Source organism: Nonomuraea sp. NPDC049784, from assembly GCF_040659615.1.
GTDB lineage: Bacteria > Actinomycetota > Actinomycetes > Streptosporangiales > Streptosporangiaceae > Nonomuraea.
Genome location: NZ_JBFAMX010000025.1, coordinates 18218 through 38790 on the forward strand (window position 1 = coordinate 18218; position 20573 = coordinate 38790).

A 20573-nucleotide genomic window follows, 5' to 3' on the forward strand; every position below is an offset into this window, starting at 1 on the left:
GGCCATGGTTTCTGCAGCTGGAAGGTAGCGTGCCCAGGTTGAGATCGAGCGCATTGGACAAGTCGGCGTGGGTGCACCACTGCGGCGCGATCAACCTGGGCACGTGGGCTGCTCGGGCGGTGTGCGGCGGCTGCCGGTACTCGGTGGATCACGCCGAGGATGTCGAGCAGTACCGGCTTGCCCGGGTCTGGTGAATCTGCGCATTCGTCGCGTTTCTCGCGTTGGTGCGCATTCGGAACGCTGATCGCTCGCGATTCGCGCGTCTCAGTTGCACGCTGACGCGTCATCACGACCGTCCGAAGGTCATTGGATAGGTCCAAGGTTGATCTTGTTAGCGTCGATCTGGGACGTTTCCCCTGGTCAACGACATAACGACAAAAGCCAGAGCCGGTGAATCGCCACGAAGCGGGTCACCGGCTCTCACCGCTTGAGCCGGGGCACCTGCTTGTACCGATCGCGCAGCGCCTCGGCCGGGACCTGGCGCAGCTCGTCGGCGGGCACCCACTCCACGAACTTCTGATGCAAGGCCCCCGCCTCCGAGTGCGTGGTGACCACCCACGTCACCAGCCCCTCCCAAGCTTTCGGGCCGGCCTGCCGCCACGCGAGCAGGTAAACGCCCCGTTCGTGGACCTCGCCGGGAAGCACGTACGCGACCAGCGGCGGTATCGCGACCGGATACGCCCCCTCGTCGTAGGGGTTCGGCCTGCTCACGCGGCCGCGCACCTGATCGAATCGTCCACTCCGTCACCATAGCGAGGAGGGTCCTCGTGGCGCTGCGCCCTCCGTTCCAGTACTACGGCGCCAAAGGCAAGCTCGCTCCGTTCCTCGCGTCGCTGCTGCCCAAGCACGAGGTGTACTGCGAGCCGTTCGCCGGGTCCGCCGCGGTGTTCTTCGCCAAGGACCCCGCGAAGATCGAGACGATCAACGACATCAACGGCGACCTTGTCGCGTTCATGCGGACACTGCGCGACCAGCCCCGCGACCTGCAGCGCGCCATCCAGCTCACCCCGTACGCCCGCGCCGAACACAAGGCGGCGAAGCTCGGCGACACCAGCGCGTCCGACCTGGAGCGTGCGCGGCGGTGGTGGGTGCAGTGCACGCAGTCCCGGTCGGGTGAGGCGGGCGCGTCGTGGCGACGCCCGACGTCGAGGACGCGGGTCAACAACCCGATGACGGCGAAGCGGATGGGCGCCGCGCTGCGCTGGCACGCGAACCGGCTACGGGAGGCGTTCATCGAGCAGTGCGACGCCCTGGAGCTCGTCCAGCGGATGGACTCACCGGACACGGCGTTCTACCTTGACCCGCCGTACCTCCGCTCGACGCGGAACAGCGCCGGGTCGGGCCGGTACGTCAAGGAGATGGACGCCGACGACCAGCACCGCCAGCTGCTGGAGCTGCTGAACTCCTGCCGGGGCGCGATCGTGCTGTCCGGCTACCGGTCGGAGCTGTACGACGACCTCCTCAAGGGGTGGCGCCGGATCGACTACCGGGTGCGTCAGGCGTCGTCGGACATGCGCGCGCTGGCGGTCGAGTCGATCTGGGTCAACCACTGAGAATGAGAGGTCCTGACGGCCACTCTTCTGACTCGGTAGGTGGAGAAGATGTTGTCGTTTCCGATGTTCTCAAGGAGTCAATCTTGGACGACAGCTCTATCGACCTCATGGATGTACTCCTGCATGTACACCGAGACGGTCCGCCGCCGGAGTTCGGTTTTCTGTAGGAGGTCATCGACGTCGAGTCCATAGAACGTGCCGAACCGTTCGATTACCTTCCCGCAGGCTGTGAGGGCGGTGTCTACCGCCCCTCCCACGCTCAGCGGGTTTGGTGAAGCACGGAGACCAGAGACCGCCGTGGCTGAAGGAATCAGAACCTCAGACAGGTGCCAAGGCACGCTGTGAATTGCGCCGGATCCGATCTGATAGACGTTTGGCAGGTCGGGGAACAAGCGGGCAACCTCACTCGACCATTCGATCTTCGTAGGAACCTTCCTGCCGTCGCGCCATATCAAGTGGGCGACCGTCTTCTGATCACGGCCTAACCCTTCGGTGATGCCCGCCTCAGAAATGAGCTTCAACGCATCGTCGAGGCGCTCGTTCGCTGCCTGTTGGGCCTGCGCGACGTATGGCAGATTGGCCGGCAGCGCATCGCAGCCCTTCTTGTCCTGCTCCGCGTCATAGCGGTGTCCCACCGCCGCACGGAGAAGACGGGTCACCGTGTCGGCGCTCGGGTCATACCACCGGCACGCGGTGGCAGCGGCCTCGGCGACGACCCGCACGACGGAGTTGTGCGAGAACAGCGGCAACCTGTCCTCCTCCATGTCAATGGTGCGCCGCAACGCGTTGACATGGTCGAGCATGTTGGCGATAGCCAACTCGGCGGCGTGAGCGCCGACCTGCCGCAGCCTCATGAGGGCTGGCTGGCATCTCTGCCGCTCCTGTCCGATCACCAGGAGATCATCGTGGCTGGGGGTGCCCTTCTTCGGGACTCGGAGCTGTGTGCCCAGGAAGAAGGGATGATTCGCCTCGTGCTGCTGACGGAGAACGCGGGCGACCTGACGCATCAGCCTCCGGCAGGCTTCCACATACGGCGGCTCCGTCTGGATTTGGATCTGGATCTCCAGGAATTCCTCAGCAGTCGTCAAGGTGCACCTTCCGTGCATGCAGCGACCCGTGTTTATCAGGGATAGTCTCCCGCGCGACGATACGTGATGCGAACGAATTATCACGATCCGCACCATGCCGCAAAACGTTACCTATAAGGTAATCACGGCAACTAGTGCACGTCAGACGCTCCTATGTCGCGCATTCACAGCAACCGCTCGGTCTGCGATCTTAATTCTCTTCCAATCCCGGAGGTGTCGTGCCTGCCATCGTCTCCCAGGCGTACCGGATGGTCCCGGTGGGCGATCTCGAACCGCACCCGGAGAACCCTCACCGGGGCGACGTGGACGTGATTGCCGAGTCGATCGCGAAGAACGGCTTCTACGGAACCGTCATGGTGCAGAAGTCGCGGATGCGGATCATCGCCGGTGAGCATCGCTGGCGCGGCGCGAAGAAGCGCGGCCTGGCCGAGGTGCCCGCCCTGGTGATCGACGTGGACGACGACACCGCCACGAGGATCATGCTGGCGGACAACCGTACCGCCGAGTTCGGCGCGTACGACGACCAGGTGCTTGCCGGGCTGCTGCGCGGCCTCGACGACCTCGACGGCACCGGCTGGTCCGACGACGACCTGAACGACCTGCTCGCCGACATCGATAGCGGTATCGAAATCGTCGAGGACGCCCCGGCCAGTCGCCGGCCCGCCGCGGCGGCCGACGAGGACGAGGGCGACGACCGGCAGGAGCGGGCGCGGCCGCGCATCGACCTCGACGACGACGAGGACGACCTGGGCGACGACGGCGACGAAGACGACGCGCCACCGCCCCGACCGAAGGCCGGCCTGACGGCTGACCTGCTCATCACGCTGACCGCCGCCGAGCACGACGAGGTGAACGCCCTGCTCGGCCGAATCCGAGCCCGCGACGGCAACGCCAGCACCGCACAGATCGTCCTGGCCGCGCTGCGCGCGTACGCCGACTAGCAGACCGGGAGTTCCCCTCATGGTTGTCAGCAAGGCGCGGCAGGTGGAGATCTCCCAGCGCCGCTACCAGGCGGTGCAGATGCGCATCGCCGGGGTGTCGCCCACGGTCATCGCTGAGCGGTTGGGCTACGCGGGCGCGGCGTCGGTGTCGAAGGACATCGACCGGGCGCTGCAGAAGGCCGCCAAGCAGGAGCAGATGGCCAGCGAGCAGCTGTTGAAGCTGGAGATCGACCGGCTCGACCGCATCATGGCGAGCCTGTGGCCGAAGGTCATCAAGGGTGAGGTTCAGGCGTGCGAGACGGCGCTGAAGTGCATCAACCGGCGCTCCAGCCTCCTTGGCCTGGACTTGATCAACCGCAATGGCCTGGCGGACGGCGACATGGCGTCGCTGCTGGGGAACATGCTGATCCAGCTCCAGCAGAGGCACGCCGTACCGGACCCCGACACCGACTCGATCCTCGAGGGCGAAGTCCTCGGCGAGATTGAATCGGGTGACGACGACCTGTGAGCACGCCAGCGGCGAGCCCGCTCACGCTGTCGCCCAAGCAGGAGCGCAGCATCGCGGAGAGCACGGCACGTCTGAACATCTGGAGCGGGGCGATCCGGTCGGGCAAGACGATCGCCAGCCTGCTGCGGTGGCTGATCTACATCGCGCAGGCGCCGCGCGGCGGGTCGCTGGTGATCGTTGGCAAGACGTCGGACACGATCGCAAGAAATGTGTTCGACCCGCTGACGGACCCGGCGATCACGGGGCCGGTCGCGCGGCGGATCATCTACACCCGTGGCGCTCCGACCGCGAACATCCTGGGCCGCCGGGTTGAGATCATCTCGTCGAACGACGCCCGGTCGGAGAACCGGTTGCGAGGCATGACCTGTGCCGGGGCGTACGTGGACGAGGCGACGCTGATCGAGCGCGAGTTCTGGGACCAGCTGCTCGCTCGTCTGTCGGTGAAGGACGCGAAGCTGTTCGCGACCACGAATCCCGACGCGCCTAACCATTGGCTGAAGCGGCAGTTTCTCGACCGTAAGCACGCGCTCGACCTGCGGCACTGGCACTTCACCTTGGACGACAACACGGCGTTGGACCCGGCGTACGTCAAGGCGCTCAAGGCCGAGTACACCGGCCTTTGGTACAAGCGGTTTATCCAGGGCCTGTGGGTCATGGCCGAGGGCGCCATTTACGACATGTACGACCCAGACCGGCACGTCGTGGACGAGCTGCCGCCGATGGAGCGGTGGCTGTCGGTGGGTGTGGACTACGGCACGGTCAACCCGTTCGACGCGATCCTCGTGGGCGTGTCCACCCCAGACGACAAGGGGCAGCGCCGCATCTACCTCGCGTCGGAGTTCCGGTGGGACTCCCGTAAGGAGCGGCGGCAACTCACCGACGCCGAGTACTCGCAGAAGCTGACCGACTGGCTGGACAACGTGCCTGGCACCTACGGCCCTGGCACTCACGGGGTGCGGCCGCAGTGGGTGGTGGTGGACCCGTCCGCCGCGTCGTTCATCACGCAGCTGCTGCGCGATGGGTTCACGCCGACGATGGGTGACAACTCCGTCAACGACGGCATCCGCACGGTGTCGAACCTGCTTGCGGCTGACCATCTGCGGGTGCACCGGTCGGTGTCCGGGTTCCTCGACGAGGTCGGGTCGTACGCCTGGGACGACAAGAAAGCGGAACGAGGCGAGGACGCGCCCGTGAAGGTGGACGACCACGCTTTGGACGCCGTCAGGTATGCCTTGCACACCACTCAGGCGGCTTGGCTGCCCATGCTGCAGCCGGCCTTCTGATAGCGCAACCGCTATTAAATCTATGAACGCGCACCCCCAATCTGTGGCGGGCTGAGGGGTGCGCCCGCTCCGCACGTCCACCCACGTGCGTCGAGCCGATGCGGTTCCCGGCCGCCGCCGTTGAGGGGCGGCGGCGGCCGGGAACCGTCGCCAACGCCACGTCTTGCAACACAAGCGAACGTCAGGGCCATCCGCAGCGGGTGGCCCTTCTGCTGTCCGGGAGGGCACACGATGCGGGAAAACGGGCGACTGATCGAGGGCCGTCACCTGGGCGCCGGCGCGGACCGCCACGACGCCGCGCGGTGGCGTTGCCACTGGAAGCTGGAGAAGTTCTACGGCGACGACACCGGTCCGGCCACGAAGCCGTTCGAGGTGATCGAGCACGAGGGCAACATGCTCATGTACGGCGGGGTGTCCTCGCTGTGGCACCGCCTCATCGGCGGCACCACCGTCACCGCATTCGACGCGGCCAACGCGCGGATCGGTGTGGGCGACGGAACCGCCGCGGCGGACGCCCTGCAGACCGATCTGCAGGGCACGAACAAGCTCCGCAAGGCGATGGACGCCACTTACCCGCAGCACGCGGACGGCGTCGTCGCCTCCGCCAGCACGGTGACGTTCCGGGCGACGTTCTCGACCGCTGAGGCGAACTTCACCTGGAACGAGTGGGGCATCTTCAACGCCGCCACGGGCGGCCGGATGCTGAACCGCAAGGTCGAGGCCCTTGGGGCGAAGACCAGCGCGGCGAGCTGGGTCTTCACGGTCCAGCTCTCCCTGGTCTGAGCCACAACGTGACTGCCTGAGGGGGAGGGGGCCGCGCCGTGGCGACCATCCTGGAGGACTTCGAGGACGCAACCCTCAACCTCGTGATTACGGGGACCTGGGCGCGGTCCAGCGACTTCGCGGCTTTCGGCACGTGGTCGCTGAAAAGCGCAGCGATCGGCAATAACGGCACAACGGACGCGATAGTCACCATCCCGGCCCAGGCGACCTCGCTGAGCTTCTACTACAAGGTCTCCTCAGAGACGACGTACGACAAGTTCACCGTCCTGATCGACGGCGTGGACCAGGCGATCACGCCTAACTCGGGCGAGGTCGCCTGGCTTCAGAAGACGCTCAACGTCACTGGCAAGTCGCAGGTGACCTTCCGGTACAGCAAGGACGTCTCCGACCTCGCCGGGCTGGACGCGGCCTGGGTGGACCAGATCACGTTCACTACCCCGGCGACGGACAAGAGCTCCACCGACAATGGCACGCTGGCCACCGAGACGGCCAACGTCGCCCAGGTGCCGGAGGTCTCCAAGTCCAGCAGCGACATCGGGCAGCTGGTCGAGGCCAGATGGGCGGGCGAAGCGCAGACCCCAGCAACGCCACCATCGGTCAGGTCTACGTCAACGATGTCGTCCGGCTCGTCGAGCTACACCATCAACACGCCTGCCGGTGTCGTCACCAATGACGTCCTGATCGGTATCCAGGCTGCGGACCGCGGGACCACCGCGACCATGACGACTCCGACCGGCGGAACGACCTGGGAGCTGCTTGACTCGCTGGACGCGGTCACCCAAGCGGGGGTCACGCAGGTTATCCGGGTGTGGTGGAAACGCGCCGGGGCGGCCGAGCCTGGCACGTACACGTTTAAGCAGCAAGGCGCCTCGGACGGCGTGTGCCTGATCGTCGCGGTCAAGGACGCCTCACTCACAGCGGTCCCGAAGATCGCGCGGTTGGTGGCGGACATCGGCGTCAACGTCACCACGCCGGGCATCACTCCGTCGTCGAATGGTGACCTGGAGATCAGGATCGCTGCAGGCTACCCGGCAGGTAGCGCCGTCACGTTCACCGCGCCGGCCGGGCTCACTCCGCTGACCCAGCTCCAGTCGCGGACCTACACTGCGGTGGCGGCTGCGGCGCGCGCCTTGCAGTCAGACGCGGACACCGGTCCGGCGGACTTCGTGCCCTCGTACAGCCCGCTGGAGTGGCGGGCTGGCTACACCGTGGCCATTGCTCCGGCGTTGACGGGTCCGCCGCAGGAGCCGAAGGCGGCGTCAGACTCGGCCACGCTGGTCGAGTCTGCCACGGCCGCCGTCCTGCCGGACGGGACGCCCGTGTCGGCCAGCGACACCGCGGCGCTGACCGAGACGGCAGCGGCCGCCGCCGACGTCATCGTGTCGGATGCGGCCGCTCTGGGCGAGGCTGCGGCGATCGACGCTGGGCCGGGCAGCGCGGACCAGGCGGCGCTGGCCGAAGCGACGACGCTGGAGATTGGCTGGAAGAGCTACGACCAGGCCACCTTCGCCGACACCGTCCAGGTGGACGCGCAGACGGCGGCCGCCGACACTGGCGCGCTGGTCGAATCGTCGGCCATCGACGAGACGGTCGGTCCTGTCTCCTCCGACGCCGCAGTGCTGGCGGAAGCTGCCGCGGTGGAGTCGCAGTCAGCGGCCGCCGACAGCGGAACGCTGGGCGAGCTGGTCGAGGTGGCGGTCCTCAAGGACGCCGGCGACTCCGGGCAGCTCGTCGAGTCGGTCCTGATCGATCTGGCGTCGTCCGACAGCGCGGCACTCGCAGAGGCCGTGCAGGTCGAGGCGTCCATCGCTGCCGACGACAGCTCGGCCATCGCCGACCAAGCCGTGGTGGAAGAGCCGCGGTTCGCGACCGACAGCGGCGCGCTGGTCGAAACGGCCACGGTGGCGAACCTCGGCCGGGAGGTCATTGGGCTGGGCCCGATGTACCGCCGCTGGTCGGCTGGTTCGCCGTACCGCAGACACTCCGCTGGTGAGCCGCGCCGCGCATGGGGTGCTGGGTCGCCGCGAACGTAGGGAGCACCGTCCCATGGAACCGATTTCCTCCCTTTCGAGGGAGTTTGTGTACATCCCCGTTGAGGGCCCGTCCGGTGGTGAGGCCGTCGAGGTCGCTTTCACCAATGAGGACGGCAAGCCTGCCGAGACGGACTGGCGTGCCGCGATGTGGGACACCGTCACTGCCACGGGGGCCGACGCGAAGATCCTCGTCGGTCCCGGTGAGGGCGCCGTGACGCTGCCCGAAGGAACCTACCGGGCGTGGGTCCGGGTGACCTCTTCCGTCGAGCAGCCAGTCCTTCCGGGCGGGCTTGTCCCTGTCATCTGAGGAGAGCTGATGCTTCGCATCCCTGCCACCGGCGACATCGTCCGCTACCGAGGCAAGCAGGGCCTGCACGCCGTGCGCGCGGCGATCGTCACGGCGGACGTGACGACGCTGGACCCGGAGGGCGTGAAGGTCGGCGCGGTGCCCGCGCTCGACGACTCGCTCCACGTGCACCTGTGGGTGTTCACGCCGGGCCAGCTCGGCGGCTTCCACGAGTACAACGTCGCGCCGGGCGACGCGCCGGGCACCTGGCACTGGCCGGTGACCAGCGGATGACGCAGCAGACGATCACCTGGCGACAAGCAGCAGCCCACGCCGCCGCAGTCATGGAGCGCGCCGACGTCGAGCCCAACCCGTCCATGGTCGAGGCCAAGGTCTCCATCGCCGCGGGCTGGACGCAGCTGGCCGCCACCTTGTCGGAGATCGAACAAACGTGAACAGGAGGGTGGCCGATGCCGCTTCCCGAGCTTAATCAGGAGTGGCCGCCGCCTGCGATCCGACAGGAGATGCGGCTCTACGACACGCACGGCGCCTGGTACGCGGGCGACCCGGATCGGTTGGCCGACGTGTACGGCGGCAGCAAGCCAGCCCCGATGGTGGGGACGGACCCGAAGGGATGGGACCGGCCGATCACCCGCGCGGGTGGCTACTTCGGCCGGTTGGTCCGCTACTTCTGGGGGACGCCGACGCCGGCCGCGCAGTCGCGGGCGACGAAGCTGCATGTCCCGATGGCCGCTGACATCGCCGCCACTTCGGCAGATCTGCTGTTCTCGGAGCCGCCCACGCTGAAGGTCAAGGGCAAGAAGTCTCAGGCACGGCTGGACTCGGTGATGCACGAGGCCGGGGTGTACGGCACCCTGCTGGAGGGTGCCGAGCTGGCCGCCGCCTACGGCGGCGTCTACTTGAGGGTCGGCTGGGACACCACGATGGCCGACTACCCGGTGGTGGACGCGCTGCCGCCGGACGCCGCAGTCCCGGAGTTCCACAATGGCCGGCTGGCGGCGGTCACGTTCTGGAAGGTCGTGCACGAGGACGACCGATCGGGCGAGGTGTGGCGGCACCTTGAGAGGCATGAGACGGGCCGCGTCTTCCATGGCTTGTACGTGGGCGATGAGGACCACCTGGGCAAGATGGTGCCGTTGGAGGAGCACCCGGCCACGGCCGAGTTCGCGGCGCTGGTGGACGAGGACGGCGGGTTCGACAGCGGCTTCGAGCGGGGCCTGCTCGTCGATTACGTCCCGAACATGCGGCCGCACCGGCTGATCCGGGGTACGGCGATCGGCCGAAGCGACTATCAGGGCGTCGAGCCGCTGATGGACGCCCTGGACGAGACGTGGACGTCGTGGATGCGGGACCTGCGGCTGGCGAAGGCGCGGATCATCGTCCCGGAGGTGTACCTGACGACGACCGGCCGCGGGCAGGCCGCGTCGTGGGATCCCGACCGGGAGATCTACAGTCCGCTGGGCGGCATGCTGCCGACGCCGAACAACCCCGGCAGCATGATCACCCTGTCGCAGTTCGCGATCCGGGTGCAGGAGCACGCGGAGACGGCGAAGCACCTGGTGGAGCAGATCGTGCGGGGCGCCGGGTACTCGGTGCAGTCGTTCGGTGAGGGCGGCGACGGGCAGGCTCGCACGGCGACCGAGATCCACATGCAGAAGCACCGGTCGTACTCGACGCGCGGCCGGAAGGTCGGCTACTGGACGCCGCGGCTTGCGTGGCTGTCGGAGGCCATGCTGGCCGTGGATCACGCGGTGTTCGGGACGAAGGTCGTGGCCGAGCGTGCGATGGTCGAGTGGCCGGACGGCGTCATGCCGGACCCGGAATCGACGGGCCGCACCTTGGACATGCTGAACCGGGCGCAGGCGGTGTCCCTGGACACGAAGATCCGGTGGGTTCACCCCGACTGGGATGAGAACCAGGTGCAGGCCGAGAAGACGCGGCTGCGTGACGAGCTCGGGCTGAACGTGCCCGACCCGGCCACCTTGGATGAGACGTTCGTCCCTGACCTCGGCGAGGACTGATGGCCATCACTCCAGCCGGGGCGATCGAGGCCGGGCTGGAGCAGGCGCGGCGGGTCGCGGCCATGTACGCCGACGCTGAAGCGGCGCTGCTGGAGCGGATCGCCGTGCGGGTCGGCAAGGACCTCGACAACGACGACGGCGACGACTGGGCGGCCAAGCGGCTCGGCGAGGTGACTCAGCTGCGCAAGGAAGCCGAGTCGATCGTCCGCCGTCTGGAGTCGGTCGCGAAGAAGGCTGCGCAGGCGGCGGTGCTGGACACGTGGGCCGAAGGCATGGACGCCGCGGTACGCGGCGCGGTGCTGCAGGTCGCTGACGCGAAGCTGCGTAAGCGGCTGGAGCGGGTGCTGCAGGACTCCAAGAACCTCGGCGCGAAGCGGGGCATCAACGCCGGTCAGGGTGTTGCCGAGCTGGCTGCCCAGGCGGTCAGCATGGTCACGTCGGTGCACGAGGGGGCGCTGCGCGCGATGGACGACATCTACCGCAACGTCGTCGCCGAGACGGCTGGTCGGGTGCTGGTCGGCGCGGAGACTCGGCGGGAGGCTGCGCAGCGGGCTCTCGACCGGCTCACCGCGCAGGGCATCACGGGGTTCACCGATTCGGCCAACCCGCCCCGGACGTGGAACATGGCCAGCTACGTCGAGATGGCCATGAGGACGGCGACTGCACGGGCCGCGGTGGATGGGCACCTGTCCACACTCCAAGAGGCAGGGATCGGCCTGGTCAGCGTGTCGCGGCTGCCGTACACATGCGACCGGTGCGCCCGCTGGGAAGGCAAGGTCCTGGCGCTGGCTGGCTCGGCCGGGACGCGTGTGGAGGAGAACCCGGCGACCGGTGTGCAGGTGTTCGTGGAGGTCGCGGGGACGGTCGCGGAGGCCCGCCTGGCGGGCCTGATGCACCCGAACTGTGGGCACAACCTGAACGCCTACCTTCCGGGGGTGTCCAGGCCGGCGCCGGTCGTGCAGACGAAGACGATGTACAAGGACGCGCAGCGGCAACGCTACCTGGAGCGGAAGGTCCGGGAGAACAAGCGGCGCGCTGCGGTGGCGCTCGACGACGGGGCACGCGCGAAGGCGGATGCGAAGGCGGCCGACTACCAGCGGCAGCTCAAGGACCTGACGAAGGCGACGGGGCTGCGGCGCAAGACCGGCCGGGAAAAGGCCGATGCCCCGCCGAAGGACCTGGAGGCGCTGACCGATCGTGAGCTCGCCGAGCAGGCCAGCAGGTTCGGCCACGACGAGCAGGCCATGAAGCGGCTCGAACAGGAGACCAAGCGCCGCGATGCGGAGGCGGAGGCGGCGCAGAAGGCCGCCGGTCCGGCCGCGCAGGATGACCCGATCGCCGCCCTGCACGAGTACAACGACATGGGCGACCTGACGGACGACCACCTGATGGCGCTGATGGACCGGTACCGCGACGACGACGAGGGCATGGCCCGGGTGCTCGACGAGCTGGACCGAATCGAGCGGCAGACCCGCCAGCGCGAGGACTGGTCGTGGAACTGGCGAGAAGAAGAGACCGAAGCCGACCGGCAGATCTCGGACCTCATCGCGTCGGGCCGCTACTCCTACATGGAGGCGTACGCCGAGGTTCACGGGCTGGACCCGGCGGACCTGGACCGTCAGGAGCGGCGGGCGCTGCTGGAGTCGGAACGCCGTCTTGGCGAGGACATCGACCAGACGGTGCACCGCCTGTACGCGCAGCAGCTCGACCAGTGGTACGAGCAGGCCGAGGTGGCGACGAACGGGTTCATGCTGAACGCCGAGGGACGGGCGGCCGGGATCAATGAGCGGTCACTGTTCTCCGGGCCGGCCTCGAGGGCGCGTAAGTACGCCAGCGAGGAGCTGCTGCGCTGGTGGGCGGACAACCAGCGGCTGACGCTGACAGAGTTCCGCGCGCAGTGGCTGAACCGGGACTCCGACAAGAAGGCGGCCGCGCAGATCCGCTCAGGCGGCGCCGGTAGGGAGTTCGGCGTATGACCATCTCGGAGACCGACCGCAGGGCGGCCGTGACCTTCGGCCGTCTGGCCGGCGAGCGCGGCATGCCGGTGACCACCTGTCCGTATCCGGTGCAGGGCGATGACCGGCAGCGTGCGCTGCGGCTGCTGTGGATGCGCACGTACGTGCGGCACAGCTCGGGCGCGTAGTCGCCCTTCTTCACGGGCCTGCCTGGCGCGGGCCTTTCCCATGTCCCGACGAACACGCTCCAGGAGGGCGATCTCGTCATGCTCGAAAACACCCTGCCGAACACGCCGGGCGCGCTGATCGGCTACCGCAAGAACGGAACCCCGATCCACCTGATCGCCGGTGGAGCGCCGGACGACGCGAGCGGCGAAGGTCAGCCGCAGGAGGAGGGGCAGAACCCTCCCGCGCAGGCCGAGACCACGCCGCCCGAGCCGCCCGCGGCCGACGACACGGCGGTCAACCCGGACGCCAAGCGCGTGGACCGGCTTCCTTCGTGGGCGCAGAAGCTCATCAAGGACACCCGCGCCGAGGCGGCCGACTGGCGGTCCAAGCTGAAGGATGCGCAGAAGGCCGCCGACGAGGCGACCGCCAAGCAGGGGCCGTCGCAGGAGGAGATCACCGAGCAGGTGAAGACGGACTTCGCCCAGCAGATCGCCAAGGCCTTGGGCCTGGCGGGCGAGGAGGAGAAGCCGATCGACCCGCAGCAGGTGATCGAGACGCTGACGGCCGAGCGGGACACCACGGCCAAGGAGCGCGACGCGGAGAAGGAGCGGCACCGCCGCGCCCTGATCGAGCTCGCGGTTCACCGCGCCAGTCAGAAGGTCGGCGCGGACCCGGACGCCCTGCTCGACAGCAGGTCGTTCCTGAAGGTGGTCCGGGACCTGGACCCGGACGCCGAGGAATTCTCCACGACGCTGACGGAGACGATTCAGACGGCGGTGGAGAACAACCCGAAGTTCAAGGCGGCCACGCAGGCCGGGCCGCCGGCGCGCTCGGGAGGTGAGTTCACCGGCGGGCCTGGTGGACGTGCGCCGAGTTCCGAGCCCTCCATCGACGAGTTCCGCGCCAGACGTAAGAAGCGCGCCTCGTCCTAGCAGTCGATAGCGGGACCGCTATTGGCCCTTTTCAAGGAGTGAAAGGCCCGAATGGCTAACACCTTTCTGACCCCGTCGATCATCGCCAAGCAGGCGCTCGCGACCCTGTACGAGACCTGCGTCATGGCGCAGCTGGTCCACCGCGACTATGAGCAGGAGTTCGTGTCCCGCGTCGGCGACACGATCAGCGTGCGCAAGCCCGCGGTGTTCACGGCGAACGAGTTCAACCGCGCGACCGGCATCCAGATCCAGAACGCGTCCGAGGGCAGCGTGCCGATCACGCTGAACCACTTCGCGGACGTGAGCTTCGCGGTCACCGCCGAGGAGCTGACGCTGGAGATCGAGGACTTCGGCACACAGCTGCTCAACCCCGCGATGGAGGCCATCTCGCAGAAGATCGACCGGGACATCCTGTCGCTGCGTAACGACATCGTGCAGCGCGTGGGCGTGCCCAACACGACGGTCCCGGGCGTCACCGGCAAGGTGATCCACCCGTACGACGACCCGAAGACGGCGATCGACGCGCGCAGGGTCTTGAACCAGAGGAACGTCCCGGCGGCGGACCGGTACCTGGTGGTCGGCCCGGAGATCGAGGCGCTGTGGCTGTCGGACCCGCTGTTCCACCAGGCCGACACTCGTGGCGACACGGACGGTCTCCGCGAGGCTTCGCTTGGTCGCAGGGTGTTCGGGCACGACGCCTTCCAGACCCAGAACATCGAGGGCCCGACCGGCACGCCGACCACGGGCCAGCCGAACACCGAGATCGGCGTGGCGTTCCACAAGACGGCGTTCGCCCTGGTGACGCGCCCCTTGGTCCTCCCGCAGGGTGCCGCCAACGCGGCCGTCGAGTCGTACAAGGGGTTCGGCGTCAGGGTGGTCATGGACTACGACATCAAGGCCAAGCAGGACGTGGTGTCAGTGGACTGCCTCTACGGCGTCAAGACGCTCGACCCCGACCGGGCCGTGCTGATCCACGGGGTTGCGGCGTGACCTGGGTCCGATTCGGAAACACGATCATCCCCCTGACCGCAGTCGTCAGGATCGAGATCAAGGGGACGGCGGGCGCGTTCTACGTGGAGGTCGTCTGCAACGACGCCAACATCAGGACGTCGTACCCGGGGGTCACCTACCAGACGCCGACCGTTCCGACCAAAGCGGAAGCCGAGCTCACTGCGCTTCAGATCGCACACGGCCTCTACTGGGAGGGCGCGTGACGTTCGTCTACCGCAACTCCAACACCGGCCAGGTGGTCCCGCTCGAACAGCGTGACCCCTGGCTGGACATGTTGGACAACTGGCAGATCATCAGCGGGCCATCTGAGCCCACCGACGACGCATCCGGTCCGGCTTCGGCAGGGCCGGACCGCCCGTCCGAGCACGACACCAAGGCCGCGTGGATCACCTACGCGGTCTCCCGCGGCATGTCCGAGAGCGACGCCAAGTCGCTGTCAAAGGCCGCCCTTATCGAGGAGTTCGGGGAGGACCTAGATGGCGAGGACTGACCTGGACGTCCAGCCCATGCCGCGCAACGGGAAGGCGCTCGGCGCCGGCCTGGTCGCGGCCAGCGTGGACGGGAACGCCTTCGACCACACCGAGCGGCGGATGCTGCTGATCAAGAACAGCAACGGCGCGCCGGCGACGGCGACGGTGCAGATCCCCGCGACCGTCGAGGGCCAGGACGTGGTGGACCGACCGGTCACCGTCCCGGCCAACGAGTCGCTGCTGCTGCCGCCGTTCTCGGCGGTGTACCGGCAGGCCAACGGCAAGGTGTACATCGACTACACGGACCCGGCCGGGCTGACGGTCGGCGTGCTCGAACTGCCGGTGTAGCCATGGCGTACGCGACCGGTGCCGACTACACGGCATATACAGGCCAGACCGCGCCGGACGACATCGAGCGGCGGCTGGAGCGCGCGTCGGAGCGGGTAGACGAGCTGCTGTTCGCCTCGATCTACCCGACCGACGATGCGGGCATGCCGACGCGCCCCGAGGACGCCGACGCGATGAAGCGGGCGACCTGCGCGCAGGCCGCTTGGACGATCGCCGTGGGCGATGAGTTCGGCGTCGCGGCCGCGTTCAAGTCCGTCAGCATCGGCTCGGTCCGCCTCGACCGCGGCGGCTCCGGGGACGGGCCGCCCGCGCGGTACGCCCCCGACGCTTCGTCGATCCTGCAGCGTGCCGGGCTGCTGCCCGGCTACATCCTCGACGGGAGCGTGTGGTGATGCTGCCGGAATGGCTGCTGCGCCACAAGGCGACCATCGAACCGTTTAAGGGCGACGGCGCGTACGGGCCCGTGTTCGGGCCGGCGTTCGAGTCCCGGTGCCTGGTGGACGACGAGCGGCGCCTGGTGCGTGACGCGCAGGGCGCCGAGGTCGTCTCCGACACGACCGTGTTCTTCCCTCCGGGCACGATCTGCCCGGAGGGGAGCAGGGTCACCGTCAACGGGCGGCAGACAACCGTCATCACGTCTTTCTCCCGCGACGCCGGGGGACTGCCGACGCCGGACCATGTTGAGGTGGTGTGCCGCTGATGGCCAACGCCAAGTTCAACGCGAAGGTCAACGCTGAGGAGTTCACCGCCGAGTACAGGCGCGCTGCTGGGTGGGGTCTGCGCCTCGCGACGGAGCACGTGCTGGCGGTGTCGAACCAGCGGGTGCCGCACGACGAGGGCGTATTGGAGCGGTCGGGCGCGGCCGTCGTGGACGAGGCCGACCTGCGCGGCATCGTCTCCTATGACACGCCCTACTCGGTCGTGCAGCACGAGAACCTCGACTACAACCACAAGCCGGGCCGGACGGCGAAGTTCTTGGAGCTCGCGGTCCGCGAGGAGGCCGAGGTGGTCAAACTTATGATCGCCAAGCAGCTCCGGCAGGTGCTCAAGTGAGCTGGACTCGTGACCTGCTGACCGGGTTCGCGGTCCTGCTCGGCGAGGCCGGCGTGGCTACGTGGAACCCGAACGGCATCTACGCCGACACCCAGATCGCGCTGACGATCGGCGGTTTGCCGACGTCGCCCGACACGGCTATCGCGCTGCAGGTGTACGGCGTGGGCCAGGGCGGCGACGACGTCGAACAGCCAGACTCCAGCGTCCAGATGCAGGCCCGGTTCCGGGCCAAGACGGACCCGCGGGTCGTGGATGACCTGGCGGACGGCGTGTTCGATGTGATCCATGGCCTGGCGAATGTGACGCTCTCGACGGGCGTGCTCGTGCTGCTCGCGCGGCGCACGCTGGTCGCTCCGCTCGGCCGCGACAGCTCGGGCCGATGGGAGCGGGCGGACTCGTTCGACCTGATGGCTCACCGGCCGTCGCCGCACCGCGACGTGTGACCTGACCCTTCCCTTGCCGATAGCGGTTCCGCTGTCGGCTTCTCGGCATGCCCACCAAAGGAGTGATCATGGGGCTGCGTTCCCTTCTCGCTAAGGACTGGAAGCTCGACGTCGGCACTGGGCCCGACCTGGAGAACCCGACGTGGATCCCGGTGAAGGGCCTGACGTCCTTCCAGGAGACCACCGACGACAACACGGAGGACGACGGCGACTTCGACGACGAGGAGGGCTGGGGCTCCTCCGTCGTGACCGGCCGTACCTGGCAGATCGAGGCTGAGGGCCGCCGCAAGCGGACCGACGCCGCGGTATTCACCGCAGACCCGGGCCAGGAGGCCATCCGACAGGCGGCGCGGAAGGTCGGTTTCGGCGCGAACATCCCCGTGCGGTGGTACCGACGCGATGGGGCGCCGGACGCCTACAAGGGCGTCTGCACCGTCAGCGAGTTCACCAAGGGCGGCTCGGTCACCGACCTGGAGCCGTTCAACTTCACCCTGCTCGGCCAGGGCGCGCCCGTCGAGATCGAGAACCCGGTGACCGCCCCGTGACCCAGTTCCAGGACCTCGACGACTTCTTCGACGACTCGCTGTCGCTGCCGGTCGGCGGCAAGACGTACCGCATCCCCGCGCCCGACGCGGAGGTCGGACTGCTGTGCCAGCGGCTCATGCACGCCAGCATCGCGGCCGAGCAGGGCCAGTCGGTGGACGACCCGAAGCTCAACGAGCTGGCCGCCGTCGTGCTCAACGACGACGAGGAGGCCGACCTGTATCAGCGGGTCCTCGGGCCGGTGTTCGACGAGCTGCGCGCGGACGGCGTGTCGTGGCCGAAGATCCAGCACGTCGGCGGGACCGCAGTGGTGTGGGTCGCGGCCGGTAAGGAGGCCGCGGCCAAGGTCTGGGCTGCGGGCGGCGTGGGGGAAGCCCCGGCCCCGAATCGGGCGACTCGTCGGGCGACAGCAGCGGCGGCGAAATCGACCCGGTCTCGGGGATCCGCGACTACTACGACACGGACGACGGCCTCTCGGTCTCGAAAGGCCGCACCGTCTCGTGGCAAGACATCCTGAGCCGTTGGGCGCTGGTCGAGGCCGACCTGCATGAGGTGTTCGGCATCGACCTCGGCGAGCCCGGCGTGCTGCGCGGCAAGTCGTGGCGGTGGCTGCGGACGCGGTTGCATGGGCTCCTGACGTGTGACTCGCGCATCGCCCGCGCGCTGGACCCGGGCGAGGGCAAGCAGTGACGCCGCGAGTCCTCGCCCAGCTTCCCGCCGCTGGCTTCACCCCATCCGATACTCCAGGAGGTGAATCCCGGTGGCGCTGAACGTCGGCGAACTGTTCGCCACCATCGACGTGAAGGACCGGGGGACGACTGCGGTCCGCCGGTTCATGACCTTTATGCGGGATGCCGCGAAGAAGCTCGACATCGACGTTGGCGGGCTCGCCATGTCGGCCGGGTCGATGGGTGTCCAGTTCACCGGCGCGGCGCTCAAGGCGGCCACCCTGGCGGCCTCGATGGCGGCGGCCGCGCAGACCGCGGTCGGTTTCGCTGCGGCACTGGCCCCGGCTGGAGGCATTGTCGCGGCTCTGCCGGGCGCGGTAGCGCTCGGCGCCGGAGCGATGGCAACGCTCAAGGTTGCCCTGCTCGGGGTCGGCGACGCCTTCAAGTCGGCTCTCGGTGACGATCCGAAGAAGTACGAGGAGTCGCTTGCCGGGCTGTCCCCGGCCGCGCAGGCCGCCGCGCATGAGCTGCGCTCGGTCAAGCCCGCGATCGACGGGCTCAAGAGCGCCGTACAAGACGCCTTCTTCGCTGCACTCGCTGGCCAGATCCGGGCGGTCGCGGCCGCCGTGGTCGGCCTGCTCCGGTCTGGCATGCAGGGCGTCGCGAGGGAGTTCGGTCTTGCTGGCGTGGAAGTGGCGCGGTTCGCCTCCTCGTCGGCGACGGTGTCCGCGCTGTCGTCGATTTTCGCTTCCCTGCGATCGGCGGTCGCCGCGATGCAGCCAGCGATCCAGCCGGTGCTGGCCGGGTTCCGCGACATCGCCGTGGTCGGTGCGCAGTTCTCGTCCGGGCTCGCGCCAGGGATCGCATCCGTGGCGCAGCGGTTCGGCGAATTCCTTTCCAAGGCCGCTAATAGCGGTACCGCTCTCAGCTGGATGCAGGGCGCGCTCGACGTTTTCAAGCAGCTCGGGCAGGTCGGCGGCGACGTGGTCGGCATCGTCAAGTCGGTCTTCTCGGCGATGTCCACCGGCGGGTCGAACGCGCTGGGCGTGCTCGGCCAGCTCCTGAGCCAGCTCAACGCGTTCCTCGCGAGTGCCGAGGGTCAGAAGGCGCTCGTCGCGATTTTCACGTCGTTGTCGCAGGTCAGCGGCGCTTTGATGCCGATATTCCAGGCGCTGGGCGGTGCCGTGGCGCAGATCGCGCCACATATCGCGTCCATCGCGGTCGCCCTGGGTCCTGGGCTGGCCGCTGCGGTGCAGGCGCTTGGGCCTGCCCTGGCGGCGCTTGGGCCTGGGCTGACTGTGGTCGCGGAGATGCTGGCCCGCGCGTTCGCGTCGCCGGAGTTGCATGCCGGGCTGCTCATGCTGGGTCAAGGGCTGTCGGCTGCGCTGACCGCCGTAGCGCCTCTGCTGCCGATCGTGGCGCAGCTCGCCGGGATCCTGGGCCAGGTCTTGGGCGTTGCGTTGAGTAATCTCTCGGCTGCGCTCGGTCCTGTGATCGGCGCGCTGGCGGATGCCCTGCAACCTGCCCTTATGGCCGTTTCGGGCGCTTTGTCCCAACTTGGACCACTGATGCAGCCCGTGTACGCCGCCTTCGGCCAGATCGCGGCTGCGGTCGTGCAGGAGGTCCTGCCGCCGTTCCTGCAGCTGGTCCCGAGTCTGCTGCAAGGTCTGGTTCCTGCCTTTGTCGAACTAGCTAGGGCGATGCTGCCCGTTCTTCCGATTTTGACCGATTTGGCGGTCATGATCATCCAGCAGGTTCTCCCTTCTCTGATCCCGATCCTGCCCATGCTGGTGCAGCTGGGTGCCGGGTTTGCCCAGTTCGGCGTCAAGGTGGCCGAGGTCGTCGCCAAGATCAAGCCGATCATCGAGGCCGGTGTCGCGGTCTTCCAGTGGATGTACAACGTGTTGATTGGGCACAGCATCATCCCCGACATGGTCAACGGGATCGGCCGGTGGATCGGGACGACCTTGGTCGGCTTCTTCCGCGACCTGCCAGGCCGGATCAAGTCCGCCATGTCCAACATAGGTCCGATCATGGCGGGCATCGCGACGGACGTCGTGGCTGGCTTCTGGAATCGGCTCCAGTCGCTGGCAGGCACCCTGTACAACAACGTCCACAACTTCTTCGCCAACATCGTCAAGAGCGCCAAGGACGCCCTCGGCATCAAGTCGCCATCGAAGGTGTTCGCCCAGATCGGCCAGTTCATGATGCAGGGCATGTCGATCGGCCTCGATAAGAGCGCCGGGCTCGTCGTCTCCTCGCTGAAGCGCGTGGCCACGCTCGCGTCGAAGACGGCGATGCCGGACCTATCGGTGCCCGGTGTGACCGTACCGGACGGGCTCGGCGGCGGCCGCGCTCTCTCGCGGACGTTGGTGAACGTGACCAACCACTACCCGCAGGCCGAACCCACCAGCGTGACCGTGAACCGGTCGCTCCAGTACGTCGGCGCGATGGGGGTGATCTGA

The 20573-nt window shown here is 68.1% G+C and carries 28 protein-coding genes; 26 read left to right on the plus strand and 2 right to left on the minus strand.

From position 1 onward, the window contains the following. The first annotated feature begins 38 nt into the window (after positions 1 to 38). A complete protein-coding gene (locus AB0J09_RS09200) occupies positions 39 to 194 on the plus strand; it encodes a hypothetical protein (RefSeq protein WP_360687606.1) in 156 nt (51 codons plus the stop codon). Positions 195 to 420: 226 nt separating this feature from the next. On the opposite strand, the gene AB0J09_RS09205 is transcribed toward AB0J09_RS09200, so the two are convergent. Then, positions 421 to 711, minus strand: a complete 291-nt coding sequence (locus AB0J09_RS09205; protein ID WP_360687609.1) for a hypothetical protein — start codon at positions 709 to 711, stop codon at positions 421 to 423. Positions 712 to 767: 56 nt separating this feature from the next. Between AB0J09_RS09205 and AB0J09_RS09210 the strand changes: the two genes are divergently transcribed. Further along, complete coding sequence (locus AB0J09_RS09210; RefSeq protein ID WP_360687612.1) at positions 768 to 1553, plus strand: DNA adenine methylase; 786 nt, start codon at positions 768 to 770, stop codon at positions 1551 to 1553. A 77-nt stretch (positions 1554 to 1630) separates the two neighbouring features. Here the strand turns inward: AB0J09_RS09210 and AB0J09_RS09215 are convergent, their stop codons facing one another. Continuing rightward, positions 1631 to 2641 carry a hypothetical protein gene (locus AB0J09_RS09215; protein WP_360687615.1) on the minus strand — a complete coding sequence of 337 codons (1011 nt, stop codon included), beginning with the start codon at positions 2639 to 2641 and terminating at the stop codon, positions 1631 to 1633. 218 nt (positions 2642 to 2859) lie between these two features. On the opposite strand from AB0J09_RS09215, the gene AB0J09_RS09220 reads away from it, so the two are divergent. The 24 genes from AB0J09_RS09220 (at position 2860) to AB0J09_RS09335 (ending at position 20573) form a co-directional block, all read left to right on the plus strand. Continuing rightward, on the plus strand, positions 2860 to 3582 hold the full coding sequence (locus tag AB0J09_RS09220; RefSeq protein ID WP_360687618.1) for a ParB/RepB/Spo0J family partition protein: 723 nt from the start codon (positions 2860 to 2862) through the stop codon (positions 3580 to 3582). Positions 3583 to 3601: 19 nt separating this feature from the next. After that, positions 3602 to 4090, plus strand: a complete 489-nt coding sequence (locus tag AB0J09_RS09225; protein WP_360687621.1) for a hypothetical protein — start codon at positions 3602 to 3604, stop codon at positions 4088 to 4090. After that, positions 4087 to 5373 (plus strand): PBSX family phage terminase large subunit, encoded by a 1287-nt coding sequence (locus tag AB0J09_RS09230; RefSeq protein ID WP_360687624.1) that lies wholly within the window; start codon positions 4087 to 4089, stop codon positions 5371 to 5373. The genes AB0J09_RS09225 and AB0J09_RS09230 overlap by 4 nt, the downstream gene beginning before the upstream one ends. Positions 5374 to 5604: 231 nt before the next feature. Next, positions 5605 to 6156 carry a hypothetical protein gene (locus tag AB0J09_RS09235; protein ID WP_360687627.1) on the plus strand — a complete coding sequence of 184 codons (552 nt, stop codon included), beginning with the start codon at positions 5605 to 5607 and terminating at the stop codon, positions 6154 to 6156. Between the two features lie 38 nt (positions 6157 to 6194). After that, entirely contained in the window at positions 6195 to 8189 is a 1995-nt protein-coding gene (locus AB0J09_RS09240) for a hypothetical protein (RefSeq protein ID WP_360687630.1), read from the plus strand. A 13-nt stretch (positions 8190 to 8202) separates the two neighbouring features. Further along, positions 8203 to 8496: a hypothetical protein gene (locus AB0J09_RS09245; RefSeq protein ID WP_360687633.1), complete on the plus strand. Its 294-nt coding sequence runs from the start codon at positions 8203 to 8205 to the stop codon at positions 8494 to 8496. Between the two features lie 9 nt (positions 8497 to 8505). After that, entirely contained in the window at positions 8506 to 8769 is a 264-nt protein-coding gene (locus AB0J09_RS09250) for a hypothetical protein (RefSeq protein ID WP_360687636.1), read from the plus strand. After that, complete coding sequence (locus tag AB0J09_RS09255) at positions 8766 to 8930, plus strand: hypothetical protein (protein ID WP_360687639.1); 165 nt, start codon at positions 8766 to 8768, stop codon at positions 8928 to 8930. The genes AB0J09_RS09250 and AB0J09_RS09255 overlap by 4 nt, the downstream gene beginning before the upstream one ends. Positions 8931 to 8945: 15 nt before the next feature. Next, positions 8946 to 10517 carry a phage portal protein gene (locus AB0J09_RS09260; RefSeq protein ID WP_360687642.1) on the plus strand — a complete coding sequence of 524 codons (1572 nt, stop codon included), beginning with the start codon at positions 8946 to 8948 and terminating at the stop codon, positions 10515 to 10517. Next, positions 10517 to 12493: a phage minor capsid protein gene (locus tag AB0J09_RS09265; RefSeq protein WP_360687645.1), complete on the plus strand. Its 1977-nt coding sequence runs from the start codon at positions 10517 to 10519 to the stop codon at positions 12491 to 12493. Before AB0J09_RS09260 ends, AB0J09_RS09265 begins: the two co-directional genes overlap by 1 nt. Then, positions 12490 to 12660, plus strand: a complete 171-nt coding sequence (locus tag AB0J09_RS09270; RefSeq protein ID WP_360687648.1) for an Rmf/CrpP fold protein — start codon at positions 12490 to 12492, stop codon at positions 12658 to 12660. The genes AB0J09_RS09265 and AB0J09_RS09270 overlap by 4 nt, the downstream gene beginning before the upstream one ends. A 78-nt stretch (positions 12661 to 12738) precedes the next feature. Continuing rightward, on the plus strand, positions 12739 to 13572 hold the full coding sequence (locus AB0J09_RS09275; protein ID WP_360687651.1) for a hypothetical protein: 834 nt from the start codon (positions 12739 to 12741) through the stop codon (positions 13570 to 13572). 51 nt (positions 13573 to 13623) lie between these two features. Further along, the gene (locus AB0J09_RS09280; RefSeq protein ID WP_360687653.1) at positions 13624 to 14562 is read left to right on the plus strand and encodes a P22 phage major capsid protein family protein; all 939 of its coding nucleotides are present in this window, start codon (positions 13624 to 13626) and stop codon (positions 14560 to 14562) included. After that, positions 14559 to 14786 carry a hypothetical protein gene (locus AB0J09_RS09285; RefSeq protein WP_360687656.1) on the plus strand — a complete coding sequence of 76 codons (228 nt, stop codon included), beginning with the start codon at positions 14559 to 14561 and terminating at the stop codon, positions 14784 to 14786. Before AB0J09_RS09280 ends, AB0J09_RS09285 begins: the two co-directional genes overlap by 4 nt. After that, positions 14783 to 15073, plus strand: coding sequence for a hypothetical protein (locus AB0J09_RS09290; RefSeq protein ID WP_360687659.1), 291 nt, complete (start codon positions 14783 to 14785; stop codon positions 15071 to 15073). Before AB0J09_RS09285 ends, AB0J09_RS09290 begins: the two co-directional genes overlap by 4 nt. Then, a complete protein-coding gene (locus AB0J09_RS09295; protein WP_360687662.1) occupies positions 15060 to 15401 on the plus strand; it encodes a hypothetical protein in 342 nt (113 codons plus the stop codon). The genes AB0J09_RS09290 and AB0J09_RS09295 overlap by 14 nt, the downstream gene beginning before the upstream one ends. A 2-nt stretch (positions 15402 to 15403) precedes the next feature. Continuing rightward, the gene (locus AB0J09_RS09300; RefSeq protein ID WP_360687665.1) at positions 15404 to 15793 is read left to right on the plus strand and encodes a hypothetical protein; all 390 of its coding nucleotides are present in this window, start codon (positions 15404 to 15406) and stop codon (positions 15791 to 15793) included. Further along, positions 15790 to 16101 carry a hypothetical protein gene (locus tag AB0J09_RS09305; protein WP_360687668.1) on the plus strand — a complete coding sequence of 104 codons (312 nt, stop codon included), beginning with the start codon at positions 15790 to 15792 and terminating at the stop codon, positions 16099 to 16101. Before AB0J09_RS09300 ends, AB0J09_RS09305 begins: the two co-directional genes overlap by 4 nt. Next, positions 16101 to 16454 (plus strand): hypothetical protein, encoded by a 354-nt coding sequence (locus tag AB0J09_RS09310; protein WP_360687672.1) that lies wholly within the window; start codon positions 16101 to 16103, stop codon positions 16452 to 16454. Before AB0J09_RS09305 ends, AB0J09_RS09310 begins: the two co-directional genes overlap by 1 nt. Beyond that, positions 16451 to 16897: a minor capsid protein gene (locus AB0J09_RS09315; protein WP_360687674.1), complete on the plus strand. Its 447-nt coding sequence runs from the start codon at positions 16451 to 16453 to the stop codon at positions 16895 to 16897. Before AB0J09_RS09310 ends, AB0J09_RS09315 begins: the two co-directional genes overlap by 4 nt. 68 nt (positions 16898 to 16965) lie before the next feature. Next, entirely contained in the window at positions 16966 to 17442 is a 477-nt protein-coding gene (locus AB0J09_RS09320; protein ID WP_360687677.1) for a hypothetical protein, read from the plus strand. Then, the gene (locus AB0J09_RS09325; RefSeq protein ID WP_360687680.1) at positions 17439 to 17957 is read left to right on the plus strand and encodes a hypothetical protein; all 519 of its coding nucleotides are present in this window, start codon (positions 17439 to 17441) and stop codon (positions 17955 to 17957) included. Before AB0J09_RS09320 ends, AB0J09_RS09325 begins: the two co-directional genes overlap by 4 nt. Before the next feature lie 35 nt (positions 17958 to 17992). Further along, the gene (locus tag AB0J09_RS09330; protein ID WP_360687683.1) at positions 17993 to 18130 is read left to right on the plus strand and encodes a hypothetical protein; all 138 of its coding nucleotides are present in this window, start codon (positions 17993 to 17995) and stop codon (positions 18128 to 18130) included. A gap of 70 nt (positions 18131 to 18200) precedes the next feature. Further along, a complete protein-coding gene (locus AB0J09_RS09335; protein ID WP_360687686.1) occupies positions 18201 to 20573 on the plus strand; it encodes a hypothetical protein in 2373 nt (790 codons plus the stop codon).

What these genes read in the sequence shown, in the direction of transcription:
- AB0J09_RS09270 (WP_360687648.1), top strand. Translation starts at nt 12,490, where the DNA reads ATGACCATCTCGGAGACCGACCGCAGGGCGGCCGTGACCTTCGGCCGT.
- AB0J09_RS09245 (WP_360687633.1), top strand. Translation starts at nt 8,203, where the DNA reads ATGGAACCGATTTCCTCCCTTTCGAGGGAGTTTGTGTACATCCCCGTT.
- AB0J09_RS09235 (WP_360687627.1), top strand. Translation starts at nt 5,605, where the DNA reads ATGCGGGAAAACGGGCGACTGATCGAGGGCCGTCACCTGGGCGCCGGC.
- AB0J09_RS09280 (WP_360687653.1), top strand. Translation starts at nt 13,624, where the DNA reads ATGGCTAACACCTTTCTGACCCCGTCGATCATCGCCAAGCAGGCGCTC.
- AB0J09_RS09250 (WP_360687636.1), top strand. Translation starts at nt 8,506, where the DNA reads ATGCTTCGCATCCCTGCCACCGGCGACATCGTCCGCTACCGAGGCAAG.
- AB0J09_RS09310 (WP_360687672.1), top strand. Translation starts at nt 16,101, where the DNA reads ATGGCCAACGCCAAGTTCAACGCGAAGGTCAACGCTGAGGAGTTCACC.
- AB0J09_RS09225 (WP_360687621.1), top strand. Translation starts at nt 3,602, where the DNA reads ATGGTTGTCAGCAAGGCGCGGCAGGTGGAGATCTCCCAGCGCCGCTAC.
- AB0J09_RS09255 (WP_360687639.1), top strand. Translation starts at nt 8,766, where the DNA reads ATGACGCAGCAGACGATCACCTGGCGACAAGCAGCAGCCCACGCCGCC.
- AB0J09_RS09275 (WP_360687651.1), top strand. Translation starts at nt 12,739, where the DNA reads ATGCTCGAAAACACCCTGCCGAACACGCCGGGCGCGCTGATCGGCTAC.
- AB0J09_RS09320 (WP_360687677.1), top strand. Translation starts at nt 16,966, where the DNA reads ATGGGGCTGCGTTCCCTTCTCGCTAAGGACTGGAAGCTCGACGTCGGC.
- AB0J09_RS09260 (WP_360687642.1), top strand. Translation starts at nt 8,946, where the DNA reads ATGCCGCTTCCCGAGCTTAATCAGGAGTGGCCGCCGCCTGCGATCCGA.
- AB0J09_RS09295 (WP_360687662.1), top strand. Translation starts at nt 15,060, where the DNA reads ATGGCGAGGACTGACCTGGACGTCCAGCCCATGCCGCGCAACGGGAAG.
- AB0J09_RS09300 (WP_360687665.1), top strand. Translation starts at nt 15,404, where the DNA reads ATGGCGTACGCGACCGGTGCCGACTACACGGCATATACAGGCCAGACC.
- AB0J09_RS09265 (WP_360687645.1), top strand. Translation starts at nt 10,517, where the DNA reads ATGGCCATCACTCCAGCCGGGGCGATCGAGGCCGGGCTGGAGCAGGCG.